Source organism: Enterobacter cloacae complex sp. SYL001 (assembly GCF_049237025.1).
GTDB lineage: Bacteria > Pseudomonadota > Gammaproteobacteria > Enterobacterales > Enterobacteriaceae > Enterobacter > Enterobacter intestinihominis.
Genome location: NZ_JBMKJI010000003.1, coordinates 1 through 17,410 on the forward strand (window position 1 = coordinate 1; position 17,410 = coordinate 17,410).

General features: G+C 54.8%; 17 protein-coding genes. 8 read left to right on the top strand and 9 right to left on the bottom strand.

The annotated features are described in order from the left end of the window. Positions 1 to 173 precede the first annotated feature (173 nt). A complete protein-coding gene (gene gmhB, locus ACOTZP_RS04885; protein ID WP_271074945.1) occupies positions 174 to 740 on the bottom strand; it encodes a D-glycero-beta-D-manno-heptose 1,7-bisphosphate 7-phosphatase in 567 nt (188 codons plus the stop codon). A 188-nt stretch (positions 741 to 928) separates the two neighbouring features. On the opposite strand from gmhB, the gene metN reads away from it, so the two are divergent. From metN to proS, 6 genes are all read left to right on the top strand, one after another. Continuing rightward, a complete protein-coding gene (gene metN / locus ACOTZP_RS04890; RefSeq protein WP_192970758.1) occupies positions 929 to 1,960 on the top strand; it encodes a methionine ABC transporter ATP-binding protein MetN in 1,032 nt (343 codons plus the stop codon). Then, positions 1,953 to 2,606, top strand: coding sequence for a methionine ABC transporter permease MetI (locus ACOTZP_RS04895; RefSeq protein WP_003856130.1), 654 nt, complete (start codon positions 1,953 to 1,955; stop codon positions 2,604 to 2,606). Before metN ends, ACOTZP_RS04895 begins: the two co-directional genes overlap by 8 nt. A gap of 40 nt (positions 2,607 to 2,646) precedes the next feature. Continuing rightward, positions 2,647 to 3,462, top strand: coding sequence for a methionine ABC transporter substrate-binding lipoprotein MetQ (gene metQ / locus ACOTZP_RS04900; protein ID WP_006810023.1), 816 nt, complete (start codon positions 2,647 to 2,649; stop codon positions 3,460 to 3,462). Positions 3,463 to 3,568: 106 nt separating this feature from the next. After that, positions 3,569 to 3,973 (top strand): Rcs stress response system protein RcsF, encoded by a 405-nt coding sequence (gene rcsF / locus ACOTZP_RS04905; protein ID WP_003856133.1) that lies wholly within the window; start codon positions 3,569 to 3,571, stop codon positions 3,971 to 3,973. Then, a complete protein-coding gene (gene tsaA / locus ACOTZP_RS04910; protein WP_023299375.1) occupies positions 3,970 to 4,677 on the top strand; it encodes a tRNA (N6-threonylcarbamoyladenosine(37)-N6)-methyltransferase TrmO in 708 nt (235 codons plus the stop codon). Before rcsF ends, tsaA begins: the two co-directional genes overlap by 4 nt. Before the next feature lie 112 nt (positions 4,678 to 4,789). Then, complete coding sequence (gene proS, locus ACOTZP_RS04915; RefSeq protein ID WP_023299374.1) at positions 4,790 to 6,508, top strand: proline--tRNA ligase; 1,719 nt, start codon at positions 4,790 to 4,792, stop codon at positions 6,506 to 6,508. A 46-nt stretch (positions 6,509 to 6,554) separates the two neighbouring features. On the opposite strand, the gene nlpE is transcribed toward proS, so the two are convergent. Genes nlpE through ACOTZP_RS04930 form a run of 3 tightly spaced genes read right to left on the bottom strand, consistent with a single transcriptional unit; the run spans position 6,555 to position 8,251 of the window. After that, positions 6,555 to 7,253: an envelope stress response activation lipoprotein NlpE gene (nlpE, locus tag ACOTZP_RS04920; protein ID WP_271074946.1), complete on the bottom strand. Its 699-nt coding sequence runs from the start codon at positions 7,251 to 7,253 to the stop codon at positions 6,555 to 6,557. Between the two features lie 39 nt (positions 7,254 to 7,292). Beyond that, a complete protein-coding gene (gene arfB, locus ACOTZP_RS04925) occupies positions 7,293 to 7,709 on the bottom strand; it encodes an alternative ribosome rescue aminoacyl-tRNA hydrolase ArfB (protein WP_022647119.1) in 417 nt (138 codons plus the stop codon). After that, positions 7,706 to 8,251 (bottom strand): YaeQ family protein, encoded by a 546-nt coding sequence (locus ACOTZP_RS04930; RefSeq protein WP_048965726.1) that lies wholly within the window; start codon positions 8,249 to 8,251, stop codon positions 7,706 to 7,708. Before ACOTZP_RS04930 ends, arfB begins: the two co-directional genes overlap by 4 nt. Positions 8,252 to 8,446: 195 nt before the next feature. Between ACOTZP_RS04930 and ACOTZP_RS04935 the strand changes: the two genes are divergently transcribed. Together ACOTZP_RS04935 and rof are read left to right on the top strand one after the other, a co-directional pair. Next, a complete protein-coding gene (locus ACOTZP_RS04935; protein ID WP_003856146.1) occupies positions 8,447 to 8,647 on the top strand; it encodes a YaeP family protein in 201 nt (66 codons plus the stop codon). Next, positions 8,634 to 8,894: a Rho-binding antiterminator gene (gene rof, locus ACOTZP_RS04940; RefSeq protein WP_023305471.1), complete on the top strand. Its 261-nt coding sequence runs from the start codon at positions 8,634 to 8,636 to the stop codon at positions 8,892 to 8,894. Before ACOTZP_RS04935 ends, rof begins: the two co-directional genes overlap by 14 nt. A gap of 26 nt (positions 8,895 to 8,920) precedes the next feature. On the opposite strand, the gene tilS is transcribed toward rof, so the two are convergent. From tilS to dnaE, 5 genes are all read right to left on the bottom strand, one after another. Beyond that, the gene (gene tilS, locus ACOTZP_RS04945) at positions 8,921 to 10,207 is read right to left on the bottom strand and encodes a tRNA lysidine(34) synthetase TilS (protein ID WP_105323027.1); all 1,287 of its coding nucleotides are present in this window, start codon (positions 10,205 to 10,207) and stop codon (positions 8,921 to 8,923) included. A gap of 58 nt (positions 10,208 to 10,265) precedes the next feature. Then, entirely contained in the window at positions 10,266 to 10,655 is a 390-nt protein-coding gene (locus tag ACOTZP_RS04950) for a VOC family protein (protein ID WP_022647115.1), read from the bottom strand. A gap of 66 nt (positions 10,656 to 10,721) precedes the next feature. Further along, positions 10,722 to 12,854 (bottom strand): lysine decarboxylase LdcC, encoded by a 2,133-nt coding sequence (locus ACOTZP_RS04955; RefSeq protein WP_022647114.1) that lies wholly within the window; start codon positions 12,852 to 12,854, stop codon positions 10,722 to 10,724. Between the two features lie 100 nt (positions 12,855 to 12,954). Next, the gene (gene accA, locus ACOTZP_RS04960) at positions 12,955 to 13,914 is read right to left on the bottom strand and encodes an acetyl-CoA carboxylase carboxyl transferase subunit alpha (RefSeq protein WP_003856154.1); all 960 of its coding nucleotides are present in this window, start codon (positions 13,912 to 13,914) and stop codon (positions 12,955 to 12,957) included. A 12-nt stretch (positions 13,915 to 13,926) separates the two neighbouring features. Continuing rightward, entirely contained in the window at positions 13,927 to 17,409 is a 3,483-nt protein-coding gene (gene dnaE, locus ACOTZP_RS04965) for a DNA polymerase III subunit alpha (protein WP_022647113.1), read from the bottom strand. Position 17,410: the final 1 nt, after the last annotated feature.

Below are 17,410 nucleotides of genomic sequence, written 5' to 3' on the forward strand. Positions count from 1 at the left end.
CTCTTTCAGAGTCAACCCGTTATTTCAGGATTTTTTCTCTTCAACCGACCGGGTTGTCTGTGAAGTGATTCACATCCGCCGTGTCGATGGAGGCGCATTATAGGGAGCCGCCGAGGAATGACAAGCGGAAAAATGCATTTTTATTTCAACCGCTCACCTTTTCACCAAAACGTCTATTTTTGGTGCTTTTTAATCTCTTTTGGCAGATCTGCCAGACTAGTTATCACCCAGTCAGCTGCATTTTCTGCTTCTGGGGTGACTGGTTTACCGGTCCGCACTAATACTTTGGTTCCCACACCCACCGCCGCCGCTGCCTGCATATCCTCCAGTTTATCGCCCACCATAAAAGACGCGGCCATATCAATGTGCAGGAATTCCTGTGCAGAGATAAACATGCCCGGGTGTGGCTTACGGCAATCACATGTCTGACGATACGCTTCTACTGTTCCCTGTGGATGATGCGGACAATAATAGATGCCATCAAGATCGACGCCACGATCGGCCAGAGACCAGTCCATCCATTCCGTCAGCGTCTCGAACTGCGCTTCGGAGAATTTACCCCGGGCGATACCGGACTGATTAGTTACCACCACCAGCGCATAGCCCATCTCTTTCAGCTGGCGCATGGCATCTATTACGCCCTCGATAAATTCGAACTCATCAATCTCATGGACGTAACCGTGATCCACATTAATTGTGCCGTCACGATCGAGAAAAATTGCGGGTACAGATTTTGCCACCGGTTTGCTCCTGAAAAAGGCTTGTTCAGCTAGTATCTCATGAATCGCAGCGCAATAAAGTGCTCATCGCACAGAGGTGGATTGATTTAGACGTCTGGATGCCTTAACATCCATTTTGTTTACGGTCATTCCCCGTATCTGGCAGAAGAAAATGCCACGGCTAACTTACATACGATAAAAATAATCTAATGATTAAACTTTCCAATATCACCAAAGTGTTCCAGCAGGGGAACCGAACCATTCAGGCGCTGAACAACGTCAGCCTGCATGTGCCTGCTGGTCAGATTTATGGCGTCATTGGCGCATCGGGTGCGGGTAAAAGTACGCTGATCCGGTGTGTTAACCTGCTTGAGCGCCCGACCCAGGGCAGCGTAGAAGTTGGCGGCCAGGAGCTTACCGCTCTCTCAGAAAAAGAACTCACCAAAGCGCGTCGCCAGATTGGCATGATTTTCCAGCACTTTAACCTGCTGGCCTCACGCACGGTTTTTGGAAACGTGGCGTTGCCGCTGGAGCTGGATAACACACCAAAAGAAGAGGTTACCCGACGCGTCACCGAACTGCTGGATCTGGTTGGGCTGGGTGATAAGCATGACAGCTACCCGGCCAACCTCTCAGGCGGGCAAAAGCAGCGTGTAGCAATCGCTCGCGCGCTGGCAAGCAACCCAAAAGTGCTGCTGTGTGATGAAGCCACCAGCGCGTTAGATCCAGCCACCACGCGTTCTATCCTGGAACTGCTGAAAGACATTAACCGTCGTCTGGGCCTGACTATCCTCCTTATTACGCACGAAATGGACGTGGTGAAGCGTATCTGTGACTGCGTCGCCGTCATCAGCAACGGTGAGCTGATTGAGCAGGACACGGTCAGCGAAGTCTTCTCGCACCCGAAAACGCCTCTGGCTCAGCAGTTCATTCAGTCCACACTGCATCTGGATATTCCGGAAGATTATCTGGAACGTTTAAAAGCAGACGCAACGTCTGACAGCGTCCCGATGCTGCGCATGGAGTTCACGGGCCAGTCCGTTGACGCACCGCTGCTGTCCGAAACCGCGCGTCGCTTTAACGTGAATAACAACATTATTAGCGCGCAGATGGACTACGCCGGTGGCGTGAAGTTCGGCATTATGCTGACGGAAATGCACGGCACACAGGAAGAAACCCAGGCGGCAATTGCCTGGCTGCAAGAACATCACGTAAAAGTAGAGGTGCTGGGTTATGTCTGAGCCGATGATGTGGCTACTGGTTCGCGGCGTTTGGGAAACGCTGGCAATGACCTTCGTATCGGGCTTTTTTGGTTTTGTGATTGGGCTGCCGGTCGGCGTGCTGCTGTACGTCACGCGCCCGGGTCAAATTATTGAAAACGCGAAGCTGTATCGCACGCTCTCTGCGCTGGTGAACATTTTCCGGTCTATTCCGTTCATTATTCTGCTGGTGTGGATGATTCCGTTTACGCGCGTTATTGTCGGGACGTCGATTGGTTTGCAGGCAGCTATTGTCCCGCTAACCGTAGGCGCCGCACCGTTTATCGCCCGTATGGTGGAAAACGCCCTGCTGGAAATCCCAACAGGCCTGATTGAAGCTTCCCGCGCTATGGGTGCGACGCCAATGCAGATCGTTCGCAAAGTTCTGCTGCCTGAGGCGCTGCCTGGGCTGGTGAATGCAGCAACCATCACGCTTATCACCCTGGTCGGTTATTCCGCGATGGGCGGCGCCGTGGGTGCTGGCGGTTTAGGACAGATTGGATATCAGTACGGCTATATTGGCTATAACGCTACCGTAATGAATACCGTTCTGGTATTGCTGGTTGTGCTGGTTTACTTAATCCAATTCTCTGGCGATCGTATCGTCCGGGCTGTTACGCATAAATAACGTTACAAACAACACAAACTCGACGAGTTAAGGATATAACATGGCGTTTAAATTTAAGACCTTTGCAGCAGTAGGCGCACTGATTGGTTCGCTGGCACTGGTGGGTTGCGGTCAGGACGAAAAAGATCCGAACCACATCAAAGTAGGCGTTATCGTCGGTGCAGAGCAGCAGGTTGCTGAGGCCGCGCAGAAAATCGCGAAAGAAAAATATGGCCTGGACGTTGAGCTGGTGACCTTCAACGATTACGTTCTGCCGAACGAAGCGCTGAGCAAAGGCGACATTGACGCTAACGCCTTCCAGCATAAACCGTACCTGGATCAACAGATCAAAGATCGCGGCTACAAGCTGGTTGCTGTCGGTAACACCTTCGTTTACCCGATTGCCGGTTATTCCAAGAAAATTAAATCTCTGGATGAACTCCAGCCGGGTTCACAGGTTGCCGTCCCTAACGACCCAACCAACCTTGGCCGTTCGCTGCTTCTGCTCCAGAAAGTGGGCCTGATTAAACTGAAAGAAGGTGTTGGCCTGTTGCCGACCGTTCTGGACGTGACCGAAAACCCGAAAAATCTGAAAATTGTTGAGCTGGAAGCCCCTCAGCTGCCACGTTCTCTGGACGATGCACAGATCGCGCTGGCCGTTATCAACACCACTTACGCCAGCCAGATCGGTTTGACCCCTGCGAAAGATGGCATCTTTGTTGAAGACAAAGATTCCCCGTACGTCAACCTGATCGTGACTCGCGAAGACAACAAGGACGCGGAAAACGTGAAGAAATTCCTGCAGGCATATCAGTCTGAAGAAGTTTACCAGGAAGCCAATAAGGTGTTTAACGGCGGCGCGGTTAAAGGCTGGTAATCTCACCTCAGTGTAATATCATCAAGACGGGCATTTGCCCGTCTTGTCATTTGTGCGGTCAACTGCTTCAATATCTGACGTTTTGATTATCCACTGAGGAACTATTATGCGTGCTTTACCGATCTGTCTTTTAGCACTGATGCTGAGCGGCTGTTCTATGCTAAGCAGATCTCCTGTTGAACCCGTTCAAAGCACTGCAACCCCGCCAAAAGCGGAGCCAGCAAAACCGAAAGCGCCTCGCGCTGCGCCGGTACGTATTATTACTAAAGCCGACGAGCTGGTCGGTAAGCCATTCCGTGAACTGGGCGAAGTGAGCGGCGAATCCTGCCAGGCAACAAATCAGGACTCCCCTCCAAATATCCCAACAGCCCGCAAGCGTATGCAAATCAACGCGTCGAAAATGAAAGCCAACGCGGTGCTGCTGCACAGTTGCGAGGTCACCAGTGGTACGCCGGGCTGCTACCGTCAGGCGGTATGTATCGGTTCTGCGCTTAACATCACGGCGAAATGAGTTCATTTCAGTTCGAGCCGATAGGCGTTATCCGCTCCCCTTATAAAGAAAAGTTCGCCGTGCCGCGTCAGCCGGGACTGGTCCTTAACGGCGGCGGCGAGCTGCATCTTGTCGCGCCGTATAATCAGGCCGATGCAGTGCGCGGGCTTGAGGCATTCAGCCATTTATGGGTGGTGTTTGTGTTTCACCAGACCATGGAAGGCGGCTGGCGTCCTACCGTGCGTCCTCCTCGTCTGGGCGGAAATGCCAGAATGGGAGTTTTTGCCACCCGCTCAACGTTCCGACCGAATCCAGTCGGGATGTCGCTGGTCGAACTGAAAGGGATACGCTGTCAGAAAGATCGGGTGATCCTGGAGTTAGGTAGCCTTGACCTGGTTGATGGCACGCCGGTCATCGATATTAAACCTTACCTGCCCTTCGCCGAAGCGCTGCCGGATGCCCGTGCAAGCTATGCTCAGGACGCCCCACAGGCAGAGATGCCGGTTTACTTCACATCTGAAATAACGACGCAAATCAGCCAGCTGGAAAAGCGCTATCCTCGTCTGCGTGACTTTATCGTCGAAGTCCTGGCGCAGGACCCTCGTCCCGCCTACCGCAAAGAGGAAGACGCCGGAAAAACGTACGCCGTCTGGCTGCTGGACTTTAACGTGCGCTGGCGCGTAACTGATGCAGGTTTTGAAGTGTTTGCCCTGGAACCCAGGTAATTTTGTTCTCCTCTCTTTTGGCATCTTTGCCACACTGGTAAACTAAACCACTTTTTTTGTGTCAGGCTGGTGTTTCAGCCTGTTCCAATCGTCGAAATGGAACCGTAACAACATGCGTACTAGCCAATATCTGCTCTCCACTCTGAAGGAGACACCTGCCGACGCCGAGGTGATCAGCCACCAGCTGATGCTGCGCGCCGGGATGATCCGCAAGCTGGCCTCCGGGTTATACACCTGGCTGCCGACCGGCGTGCGCGTCCTGAAAAAAGTCGAAAACATCGTGCGTGAAGAGATGAACAACGCCGGTGCTATCGAGGTGTTAATGCCGGTCGTTCAGCCCTCTGAACTGTGGCAGGAGAGCGGTCGCTGGGAGCAGTACGGTCCTGAACTGCTGCGTATTGCCGATCGTGGCGATCGTCCATTCGTCCTCGGCCCAACGCATGAAGAAGTGATCACCGATCTGATCCGTAACGAGCTGAGCTCTTACAAACAGCTGCCGCTGAACTTCTTCCAGATCCAGACCAAGTTCCGTGACGAAGTGCGCCCACGCTTTGGCGTGATGCGCTCTCGCGAATTCCTGATGAAAGATGCCTACTCTTTCCATACTTCTCAGGAATCACTGCAAGAGACCTACGACAAAATGTACGTGGCCTACAGCAAAATCTTCTCCCGCATGGGGCTGGATTTCCGTGCTGTACAGGCTGATACCGGTTCAATCGGCGGTAGCGCCTCTCATGAATTCCAGGTTCTGGCGCAGAGCGGCGAAGACGATGTAATTTTCTCTGACTCCTCTGATTACGCCGCCAACATTGAGTTCGCAGAAGCGCTGGCACCAAAAGAACCACGCGGCGCGGCAACGCAAGAGATGACGCTGGTTGATACGCCAAACGCGAAAACCATCGCCGAGCTGGTTGAACAGTTTAATCTGCCGATCGAAAAAACGGTCAAAACCCTGCTGGTGAAATCGGCTGAAGGCAGCGCCTACCCACTGGTAGCCCTGCTGGTCCGTGGCGATCACGAGCTGAACGAAGTGAAAGCCGAGAAGCTGCCGCAGGTTGCCAGCCCGCTGACCTTCGCGACGGAAGCCGAAATCCGCGCCGTGGTGAACGCAGGTCCAGGTTCTCTGGGCCCGGTGAATATGCCTGTTCCTGTAGTGATTGACCGCACCGTTGCGGCAATGAGCGACTTCGCTGCGGGCGCAAACATCGACGGTAAACACTACTTCGGCATCAACTGGGATCGTGACGTGGCGACGCCGGAAGTGGCTGACATCCGTAACGTGGTCGCAGGCGATCCAAGCCCGGACGGCAAGGGTACCCTGATGATCAAACGCGGTATCGAAGTAGGCCACATCTTCCAGCTGGGCGATAAGTACTCGCGCGCAATGAACGCTGCCGTTCAGGGCGAAGATGGTCGTAACCAGGTTCTGACCATGGGCTGCTACGGCATTGGGGTAACGCGCGTTGTTGCGGCCGCTATCGAGCAGAACTATGACGAACGCGGAATCGTCTGGCCGGATAACATCGCGCCGTTCCAGGTGGCGATCCTGCCAATGAACATGCACAAGTCTTACCGCGTGCAGGAGCTGGCAGAGAAACTCTACGCTGAGCTGAGCGCGAAAGGTATCGACGTGCTGATGGATGACCGTAAAGAGCGTCCTGGCGTGATGTTTGCTGATATGGAACTGATCGGTATTCCACACACCATCGTCATCGGCGACCGTAACCTCGACAGCGATGAGATTGAATACAAGTACCGTCGCAACGGCGAAAAACAGATGATCAAGACGGGCGACATTCTTGATTACCTGGTGAAAGCCATCAAAGGCTAAGAAACAAAAAAACCCCGCCAGTGCGGGGTTTTTTAATGGCTATAACTTATTTGCTTTCGCAGTCTTTACCCGCAGCAAACTTCGCGTCTTTATCTGCCACCAGCGTTTTCACCAGCTCACCGCTATCGGGGTTTGGCTCCAGCGTAAAATGCCCTTCAACCGTCAGCAACACTGGTTTGCTGTCGTTACCGCGCGCGACGGCATAGTCACGCTCCAGCTGGGCATTGTTCGCCACGCTGACTTTCTTCCCGGTTGCACAGTCAGTGAAGATTGCCGCATCCGCCATGTAGAAATACATCCCTCGCATCGCCATTGGGGTTGCAGGCAGGGTCGCTTTTACCGGGGCCAGCGTGTAGTTGAACTGGGATTCAATCGGATTGCCTTCGCGATCGAGCATCTCCATCCCCTCGCCTTTGGCGCGGAAATACGTTTTATCGCCCGTGGTATCAGTCAATACCAGCTTTTCAGCCGTACGCGCCCATGTTCCGTATGTTGCAAAAGAAGACGGCTCTTTCGCCCCCTGATAGCGCTGGTTCATCACCCAGGTGCCATCTTTTTGCAGGAACAGAGAGGTTTCGATGCCTTCACAATCTGCACATGGCAATACGCCGCGCCAGCTCTGCTGCATCGGCTTCAATTCTTCGTTTTGCGTTGGCTGTAGTACCTGTATTTCTGAACGGTTGTTACAGCCAAAAAGCGCGAACAGGCTTGTCACGGCCAGCGCTGATAATAATGCTTTTTTCACAATACATTCCTTATGAAAAAGTGTGTCCCTTTCGTCACATTACGGATGACGGACTTTGCCACGCAGTGACTTTACGGTGGATTTCTGCGCCTTCGATGACAACCGACGTTCTTTCGATGCCCGCGTTGGACGTGTTGCCCGGCGACTTTTTTGTACAGCCGTCAGCTCTTTTATGACCGCCGCCAGTCTGGAAAGTGCCGCTTCCCGGTTCATTTCCTGGCTGCGATATTCCTGCGCTTTAATCACAATCACACCTTCACTGGTGATCAGATGATGGCTGGCGGCGAGCAGGCTTTCTTTATAATACTCTGGCAGGCTGGAGGCCCGGATGTCAAAGCGCAAATGGATAGCCGTTGAGGCCTTGTTAACGTGCTGCCCCCCTGCGCCCTGAGCACGGATGGCGGTGATCTCCAGCTCGTGATCAGGGATGCTGACGTTTCGGGACAACTCAATCATGATACGGGCTGCCAGGCCGTGAGATGAATTTCCAGATTATTCTGAGAATCGGAAAGCCAGATGGCGCCGTCCTGAATCGTTGCCTGAAGCGCCATTGTCCGGCTGGCGAACGCGCTCAGCTGTGCCAGTTGTTCATCATCCAGATACCAGACGGTAAGATTTTTGAACTGCGCACATTTATTTTTGTTTTGCTGCCACCAGATCTCCGCCGCGCGATGGTTATAGGCAAACAACGCCACTTCAGCTGACTGGGTGCACGCCTTTTTGATCCGGCGTTCATCCGGCAGGCCAAGCTCAATCCATAAATCGATACCCAGATGATCGTTGCGCAGCCAGGCTTCCGGTTCATCTTCCGCGCTTAAACCACGGGTAAATTGCAGACGCTCGTCGGCATACTTAATCCACGCCAGCAGGCGCAGCATCATGCGCTCCTGGGTTTCAGAAGGGTGACGCGCCAGCGTCAATGACGCATCCAGAAACTGGTTACGGTCAAGATCCGCCACATTAACCACAGCTTTATAAATTGTCGCTTTCAGCGCCATGAGAGAACTCCTTTCGAATCAGGCGTACATTGTAGCGAAAACCGCAGCAAAAGGCTGTTACGAGGTGGTGGCACCCCGTTATCAAGGCGCTGATATTGCTTAAATGAGTATGGTATAGTCACCTTGCTAAACCGAGTTTAACTTCGTAGGCTTAATGATATCTCACAGTAAGTCAGTACGCTGGCAGGAGGTGATGTGAATAATTATTGTGAGTTGATTCGCAGACGGTATGCGGAAATTGCCAGCGGAGATCTGGGGTACATCCCGGATGCGTTGGGCTGTGTATTGAACGTGCTGAATGAAGTGGCCTCTGATGAGAGCCTTTCTGAATCGGTCAGGGAAAAAGCAGCGTATGCTGCGGCGAATTTACTGGTGAGCGATTATGTCGATGAATGATATCTATCAACCCATCAATTGTGATGACTATGACAACCTCGAACTCGCCTGCCAGCATCATTTAATACTGACGCTGGAGCTAAAAGATGGCGAAGTGCTAAAGGCAAAGGCCAGCGATCTGGTTTCCCGTAAAAATGTGGAATACCTGGTTGTGGAAGATGCAGGTGCAACGCGTGAGCTACGCCTCGACAAAATTGCCAGTTTCAGCCATCCGGAAATCGGCACCGTCGTGGTGAGCGAATCCTGATAACCAACGGGCAGCCAGGCTGCCCGTTACGCTTTCCATTCAAAATTGACACCCGCTTCAGCCCACCCTTCCTGGGTAATAAACACACCTGCCGCCGCGATGAGCGTGTCGCCGTAAAACAGAAGCGGCGTGGTATCACGTCGCCAGGGCGGAACGTTCTGTTCCTGCCAGATTTTCTTCAGTTTACGCCCGCCGTTACGCCCAACGATATGCAGCATGCCGCTGGCCCTGAAGCGTATGGTGACGTTCTCGTCCGGCTCAGGTAGACGCACATTGCCCGAATGGCTTAACGCAACGACACCGGCATTCAACGGTAGCGTTAATGCTTTTTCCGGCGACGGCCAGTCAAGCACAACGTCAGCCAGCGACGGCACAGATTTCACCCACCAGAGTTGCTCTTTATAGCGCCTGACGTCATAACCATTCAGGCGTATACACGGTGCGGCATCTTCCCGCGCCTGTGCAACTTCTTCCCAGATACGGTTGAGCATCGCCCGGGACGGCATAACCGCACGGTGGGAAGCCAGCCAGCGACGAATCAGAGCAGCCCGGCGCACGGGGCTCATCACTTTCAACGGCGCAATGTTAAGGGCACCGTCAGCGGTAGTCAGCGTATTCAGCTCCCCGCTCAGCAACTCATCCAGCAAGCTTTCCTGTTCAGCACAAAGCATGGCACTTCTGGCCACCGCTTCGGAAAAATGGGCCCAGCGCTCACTCAGCAGCGGTAAGACGCGCAGGCGCAGGAAGTTACGGTCGTAACTGTCGTCCTGATTGCTTTCGTCTTCAATCCAGCGCAGATGATGTTGCTGCGCCCAGGCTTCCAGTGATGCGCGCGTCTCACCCAGTAGCGGGCGGATGAGCTCTGTTTCAGCAAAACCAGCACGCTCAGGCATGGCGGATAAACCCGCAGGCCCGCTGCCCCGCTTGAGCGCCAGTAAAAACGTCTCGCACTGGTCGTCCAGATGCTGCGCGGTGACCAACGCTTCTCCAGGCTGTAACGCGCCGGAAAACGCGGCGTAGCGGGCTTTGCGCGCCTGCGCCTCAATACCCAGCCCTTCATCCTCAAGCGTGACGCGTTCAACGATTAGCGGGATCGCCCACCCTGAGCACACCGCTTCGCAGTGCGCCACCCAGTCGTCGGCATGGGGGCTTAAGCCGTGATGGATATGCATCGCCCGCAGCTGGACGTCAGGCTCACGGTCGCGCCAGAGCTTAAGACGGTGCAGCAAAACGGTGGAATCCAGGCCACCGCTGAACCCCACCAGCAGCTGGCGGTAGGGTGAAACGGCGTGCGCGATAGCGGGTAAGGTCATAGGAAATTACACATAAAAAATGCCCGAACTGAACGGGCATTATCACACATGACGGCGATTACTGCTGATAAAGCTCCAGCGGCAGACCGTCCGGATCGTTGAAAAAAGTGAAACGTTTATCGGTGAAGGGATCGATGCGAATTGCTTCACAGGCCACGCCGTGGGCTTCCAGATGCTTTACCGCGCTGTCCAGGTTATCGACGCTGAAGGCCAGGTGGCGCAGGCCGCAGGCTTCCGGGCGCGAAGGACGCGCTGGCGGGAAAGGAAAAGAGAACAGTTCAATCACATATTGTCCGTTTAACGCCAGATCGCCTTTCCAGGAATCGCGCTCCTCGCGGTAGGCCTCGCTCAACAGCGTAAAGCCGAGAATGTCGCAGTAAAAGGCCTTACTTTTCGCGTAATCGGTGGCAATGATCGCAATATGATGAACAGCTTTTAAACCCAGCATAGTTTCTCCTTTTTATGGTGCCCTGAACGTTACAACCGACAACCCGCCCCTGGCAAGCGGCCCCTTTTATTTTAGGACTCTCACCCAGTACACGCCGTTATCATCGCGTTTCGCACCGTGAATATCCGTCTCAAAGCCCGGATAGTGGCGCCCTATCGAACAGAGCATCAGCAGGAAATCGAGCACCGCCCGGCTCTCCTCGGTGATCATCTCGCCCGGCATCAGCAGCGGTACGCCCGGCGGATAAGGCAGGATCATGTTGGCTGATACCCGCCCGACCAGGTTCTCCAGCTCAATGGTTTCAACCTCCCCTTTCACCTGGCGCTGCCACGCCCTGTGCGGCGTCAGCTTCATTTCAGGCAGAACATCAAATGCCTGCAGCATCAGGCGCGGCAGATCGTGCTGGCGGATCAGCCTGTGGATCCCCTGGGCCAGATCCTGAATACGCATATTGCGGTAGAAGTCAGGATCTTCCGCGTAGAGATCCGGCAGCATATTCTTCACCCGCAGGTTAAGATCGTATGCGCGCTTAAACTCCATCAGTCCGCGCAGCAGCCCCATCGCGCGGGTTTTATCGATCCCGATACTGAACAGGAACAGCAAATTATAGGGGCCGGTTTTCTCCACCACCACGCCGCGTTCATCAAGGAACTTCGCCACCAGCGCAGCCGGGATCCCTTCCTCACCCATCACACCCTGCTCATCCATACCCGGCGTCAGGATCGTCACCTTAACCGGATCGAGGAACATGTGGTCTGCATCAGCATCCCGAAAACCGTGCCAGCTCTCCCCCGGCGCGACGGGCCAGCATTCTGCTTCATCAATCTCTTCCGGCTGCCAGATATCAAAGAACCAGCCGTCCGCTTCATCTTTAAGTCGCTGAACCTCTTTTCGGAAATGCAGCGCCCGCTCCACCGAACGATTAATAAGGCGTTTCCCGGGATTGCCGCGCAGCATCGCCGCCGCCGTTTCGATGGACGCCACCAGCGGGTAGCTGGGCGACGTGGTCGTGTGCATCATGAAAGCTTCGTTGAAGGTGTCCTCGTCGTACTCACCCTTGATGTGAATGAGAGACGCCTGGGAAAACGCGGCCAGCATTTTGTGCGTCGACTGCGTCTCGAAGAACACCTTACCCGGCACCCGCTCGCCGCTCATCCCACTTTTACCCGAGTAAATCGGGTGGAAATTGGTGTAAGGCACCCACGCGGAGTCAAAGTGAATCGACGGCACGTCCAGCGTCTGCTTGATCCAGTTCGTGTTGTAAAGCAGCCCGTCATAGGTGGAGTTGGTGATCACCGCATGCACAGGCCAGCTTGCCTCGGGGATCGCCGCGATCTTATTTTCAATGGCTTCATGCGCGAACTCACGGCGAGGAATGCCGCCGAGGATCCCCAGCGCATTACGCGTGGGAGACAGCCAGAGCGGCACGACGTCACTCATCATCAGCAAATGCGCCAGTGATTTATGGCAGTTTCGGTCAATCAGCAACGTGCTACCGGCAGGCGCGGCATACATCCCGACGATCTTGTTCGACGTCGAGGTTCCGTTGGTCACCATGTAGCTCTGCTCGGCACCAAAGGTCCGGGCGATGTACTCTTCGGCTTCCAGATGCGGGCCGGTATGATCCAGCAGCGAGCCCAGCTCGGTCACTGAAATCGACACGTCCGCCTTCAGCGTATTGCCGCCAAAGAAATCGTAGAACAGGCACCCTACCGGGCTTTTTTGATAGGCCGTTCCCGCCATGTGGCCTGGCGTACAGAAGGTGTACTTCCCTTCATTCACATAGGTGAACAGCGCACGCGTAAACGGCGGGGTGATGTTATCCAGATATTCACCGGTGTACTGCTGAATGCGGGTCGCAATGTCCTCAGCCACGCCGAGCGCGTATTCGAAGAACCACAGCGCCATACGCATATCATGGGCGCTGACGTCCATGGTCGAGTGAGTGTTGATAAAGGCGTACAGCGGAAGATATTCGTTGAGCTTATTGATCTCGCTGCACAACTCCATGTCGTATTCGTCCCAGTCGAATATCACGCCACAGATGCGCGGATTGTGTTCGATGAATTTCAGCAGGTCGGCGCTGTTTTGCGGCCAGATTAGCTGATATCCGCGTGCTTTAAGGGCTTGCTCCAGCTCCTTGATGGGTTCGTCTTTATAAAAGACGCCGTGTGGCCCCATGATGGCAATGATGTTCATGGTTTACCTCCTTGAAAAACATCAGATAAGCATAGTTAAGGTAAACGGCAGGTATAAAAAAAGCCGCAACAATGTGCGGCTTTTAGGATAATTGTGAGGCTTACGCGTAACCGTAGGTCATCAGACGCTGATAACGACGGTTGAGCAGATCTTCTGTGCTCAGCACGTCCAGATCCGCCAGATCTGCCAGCAGCTGCGCTTTCAGGGAAGCAGCCATCACTTCCGGCTTACGGTGCGCGCCACCCAGCGGTTCAGGGATAACGGTGTCGATCAGCTTCAGCTCTTTCAGACGTGGGGCAATGATGCCCATCGCTTCCGCAGCCAGCGGCGCTTTATCGGCACTTTTCCACAGAATGGAGGCACAGCCTTCCGGAGAGATAACGGAATAGGTGCTGTACTGCAGCATATTCACTTTATCGCCCACGCCAATTGCCAGCGCACCGCCGGAACCACCTTCACCGATAACGGTACAGATGACCGGCACTTTCAGGCGAGACATCTCACGCAGGTTGCGTGCGATGGCTTCAGACTGACCGCGCTCTTCTGCGCCAACACCCGGGTAAGCACCCGGTGTGTCGATGAAGGTGATGATTGGCATATTGAAACGCTCAGCCATCTCCATCAGACGCAGGGCCTTACGGTAGCCTTCTGGTGCTGGCATACCGAAGTTACGCCGGATCTTCTCTTTGGTTTCACGGCCTTTCTGGTGACCAATGATCATCACCGGACGTCCATCCAGACGCGCGATACCGCCGACGATAGCTTTATCGTCAGCGTATGCGCGGTCGCCTGCCAGTTCGTCAAATTCGTCAAACGCCAGGCGGACATAATCCAGGGTGTACGGACGCTGTGGATGACGCGCCAGCTGGGCGATCTGCCATGCGCCGAGATCGGCAAAGATTTTGCGCGTCAGTTCTACGCTTTTTTCACGCAGACGATGCACTTCTTCGTCGATGTTAATATCCAGTTTTTCATCCTGACGGCTTACGGCTGTCAGAGAATCGATTTTCGCTTCCAGCTCTGCAATCGGCTGTTCGAAATCAAGGAAATTCAGACTCATAGTATTCCTGTATTAGTCAAACTCCAGTTCCACCTGCTCCGAACCAATGAGGCCACGGAGATCGTTCAGTAAACGATCGCTCGGAGAGACACGCCACGTTGCACCAAAGCGCAACCGCGCACGTGCATCCGCCCTCTGATAGTAGAGATGTACTGGAATGGTCCCCGAGCGGTGGGGTTCCAGAGACTGACGGAGTCGGTTTAAAAGCTGGTCATCAATTTGCCTGTCCGTCAGCGAGATAGCAAGCCCGCGAGCATATTTTTCCCGGGCTTCGTCAATGTCCATCACTTCGCGGGCGGTCATTTTAAGCCCCCCGCTGAAGTCATCAAAGCTGACCTGTCCGCTGACGATAAGTATGCGGTCTTTTTCCAGCAATTGCTGGTATTTATCCAGCGCGTCGGTGAACAACATCACCTCCAGACGCCCGGAACGGTCATCCAGGGTACAGATGCCGATACGATTGCCGCGCTTGGTGACCATTACCCTTGCAGCAATCACGAGCCCCGCAGCCGTGGTGATTTTACCACGTTCTGTCGGATGCATGTCTTTAAGCCTGTGGCCGCCGACATAGCGCTCAATTTCTTTCAGATACTGGTTGATCGGGTGTCCCGTCAGGTACAGGCCTAACGTCTCACGCTCCCCATCCAGCACCACCTGTTCTGGCCACGGCTGGCAGTTGGAATAGGACTGCTCGATCTGCTCTGGCTCTTCCGCCAGCACGCCGAACATATCCGCCTGGCCAATGGCTTCCGCTTTAGCATGCTGATCGGCCGCTTTCAGCGCATCGCCGAGCGAGTTCATCAGCGCGGCGCGGTGTGGCCCCAGCCGGTCAAACGCACCGGACATGATCAGTTTTTCCAGCACGCGGCGGTTCAGTTTTTTGGTATCGGTGCGGGCGCACAGGTCGAACAGCTCGCGGAAATAGCCGCCGTTGTTACGCGCTTCGATGATCGCCTCGATCGGCCCCTCACCCACGCCCTTGATCGCGCCGATCCCATAGACGATTTCCCCGTCATCGTTGACGTGGAAATGGTACAGGCCAGAGTTAATATCCGGCGGCAGGATCTTCAGCCCCATGCGCCAGCACTCGTCCACCAGGCCAACCACCTTTTCGGTGTTGTCCATATCGGCGGTCATTACCGCCGCCATAAACTCAGCGGGATAGTGGGCCTTGAGCCACAGCGTTTGATACGACACCAAAGCATAAGCGGCGGAGTGGGATTTGTTAAATCCGTACCCGGCGAATTTCTCCACCAGGTCGAAGATTTTCATCGCCAGTTCGCCATCGACGCCGTTTTTCTTCGCCCCATCTTCAAAGATAGAACGCTGCTTGGCCATCTCTTCCGGCTTTTTCTTACCCATCGCACGACGCAACATATCTGCGCCGCCAAGGGTGTAACCAGAAAGCACCTGGGCGATCTGCATGACCTGTTCCTGATACAGGATGATGCCGTAGGTTGGCTCCAGTACCGGCTTCAGGCTTTCATGCTGCCACTGCACATCCGGATAGGAAATCTCTTCGCGCCCGTGCTTACGGTCGATAAAGTTATCTACCATCCCCGACTGCAACGGGCCCGGACGGAACAGGGCCACCAGCGCGATCATATCTTCGAAGCAGTCTGGTTGCAGACGCTTAATCAAATCTTTCATGCCGCGGGATTCAAGCTGGAAGACGGCTGTCGTCTCGGAGCGTTGCAGCATGTCGAAACTTTTCTTGTCATCAAGCGGGATAGCCGCAATATCCAGCGGCGGCTCGCCGTTCTTCTCACGGCGGGCGTTGATCATCTCCAGCGCCCAGTTGATGATGGTCAGCGTACGCAAACCAAGGAAGTCGAACTTCACAAGCCCGGCGTATTCAACGTCGTTCTTGTCGAACTGGGTGACCGGATGCTGGCCCGCTTCATCGCAGTACAGCGGCGCGAAGTCGGTGATTTTGGTCGGGGCAATAACCACGCCCCCCGCATGCTTACCGGCGTTACGCGTGACGCCCTCCAGCTTGCGCGCCATGTCGATCAGCGCTTTCACCTCTTCGTCGGCTTCGTAGATTTCCGGCAGCTGAGGTTCAGCTTCAAAGGCTTTCGCCAGAGTCATGCCCGGATCGGGCGGCACCAGCTTAGAGATTCGATCGACAAAACCGTAGGGGTGGCCCAGAACGCGGCCCACGTCGCGGATAACCGCTTTCGCCGCCATCGTACCGAAGGTAATGATCTGTGAAACCGCATCACGACCGTACATATCGGCCACGTGCTCAATCACCTGGTCGCGTTTTTCCATGCAGAAGTCGACGTCGAAGTCGGGCATGGAGACACGTTCCGGGTTAAGGAAACGTTCGAACAGCAGGTCGAATTCCAGCGGATCGAGGTCGGTGATTTTCAGCGCATACGCCACCAGCGAGCCGGCACCTGAACCACGGCCCGGGCCAACCGGTACGCCGTTATCCTTCGACCACTGGATGAACTCCATTACGATCAGGAAGTAGCCAGGGAACCCCATCTGGTTGATCACCTGGAGTTCAATATCCAGACGCTCGTCATATTCAGGACGCTTCTCTTTACGGACCGCTTCATCCGGGAAGAGGAATTCCAGACGCTCTTCAAGGCCCTCTTTCGATTTCATGACCAGGAAATCTTCCGTGGTCATGTCGCCCGTCGGGAACTGCGGCAGGAAATATTCGCCGAGACGCACGGTGACGTTGCAGCGCTTGGCAATCTCTACGCTATTTTCCAGCGCTTCCGGGATGTCGGAGAAGAGCTCACACATTTCCTCTTCGCTGCGCATGTACTGCTGCGATGAGTAGTTGCGAGGACGTTTCGGATCGTCGAGGGTGAAGCCGTCGTGGATAGCGACGCGAATTTCATGCGCGTCAAAATCGCCCGGCTCAAGAAAGCGCACATCGTTGGTGGCCACTACAGGCAGGCCACGCGCTTCCGCCAGGGCGACGGCCGCATGCAGATAGCTCTCTTCATCCGCACGCCCGGTACGGATTAGCTCCAGGTAATAGCGATCCGGGAAATGCTCTTCGTAGAACGAGACGCACTGATCCACCAGCGCGTTGTTCCCGCGCAGCAGACATTTGCCGACATCCCCCATACGACCACCGGAGATCAGCAGCAGACCTTCGTTCAGCTCCGCCAGCCAGTCGCGGTCAATCCATGGACCCAGCGCGCCGTAGCCGCGCTGGTAGGCTTTTGAGATCAGCAGAGTGAGGTTCTGATAGCCCGTGTTATTCATGGCTAACACGGAAATTTGCGTCATCTCATCGCCGAGCAGGTCGCTCTGCACGTGGAAATCCGCGCCGACGATGGGCTTTAATCCTGCGCCATGCGCCGTTCCGTAGAACTTCACCAGGCCACACAGGTTGGTAAAATCGGTGATCGCCAGCGCAGGCATGCCAAGCGAGGCCGCCTTCTTTACCAGCGGCCCGGTCTTTGCCAGCCCATCGATCATGGAGTAGTCGCTATGCACCCGCAGGTGTACGAAACGTGGTTCAGCCATC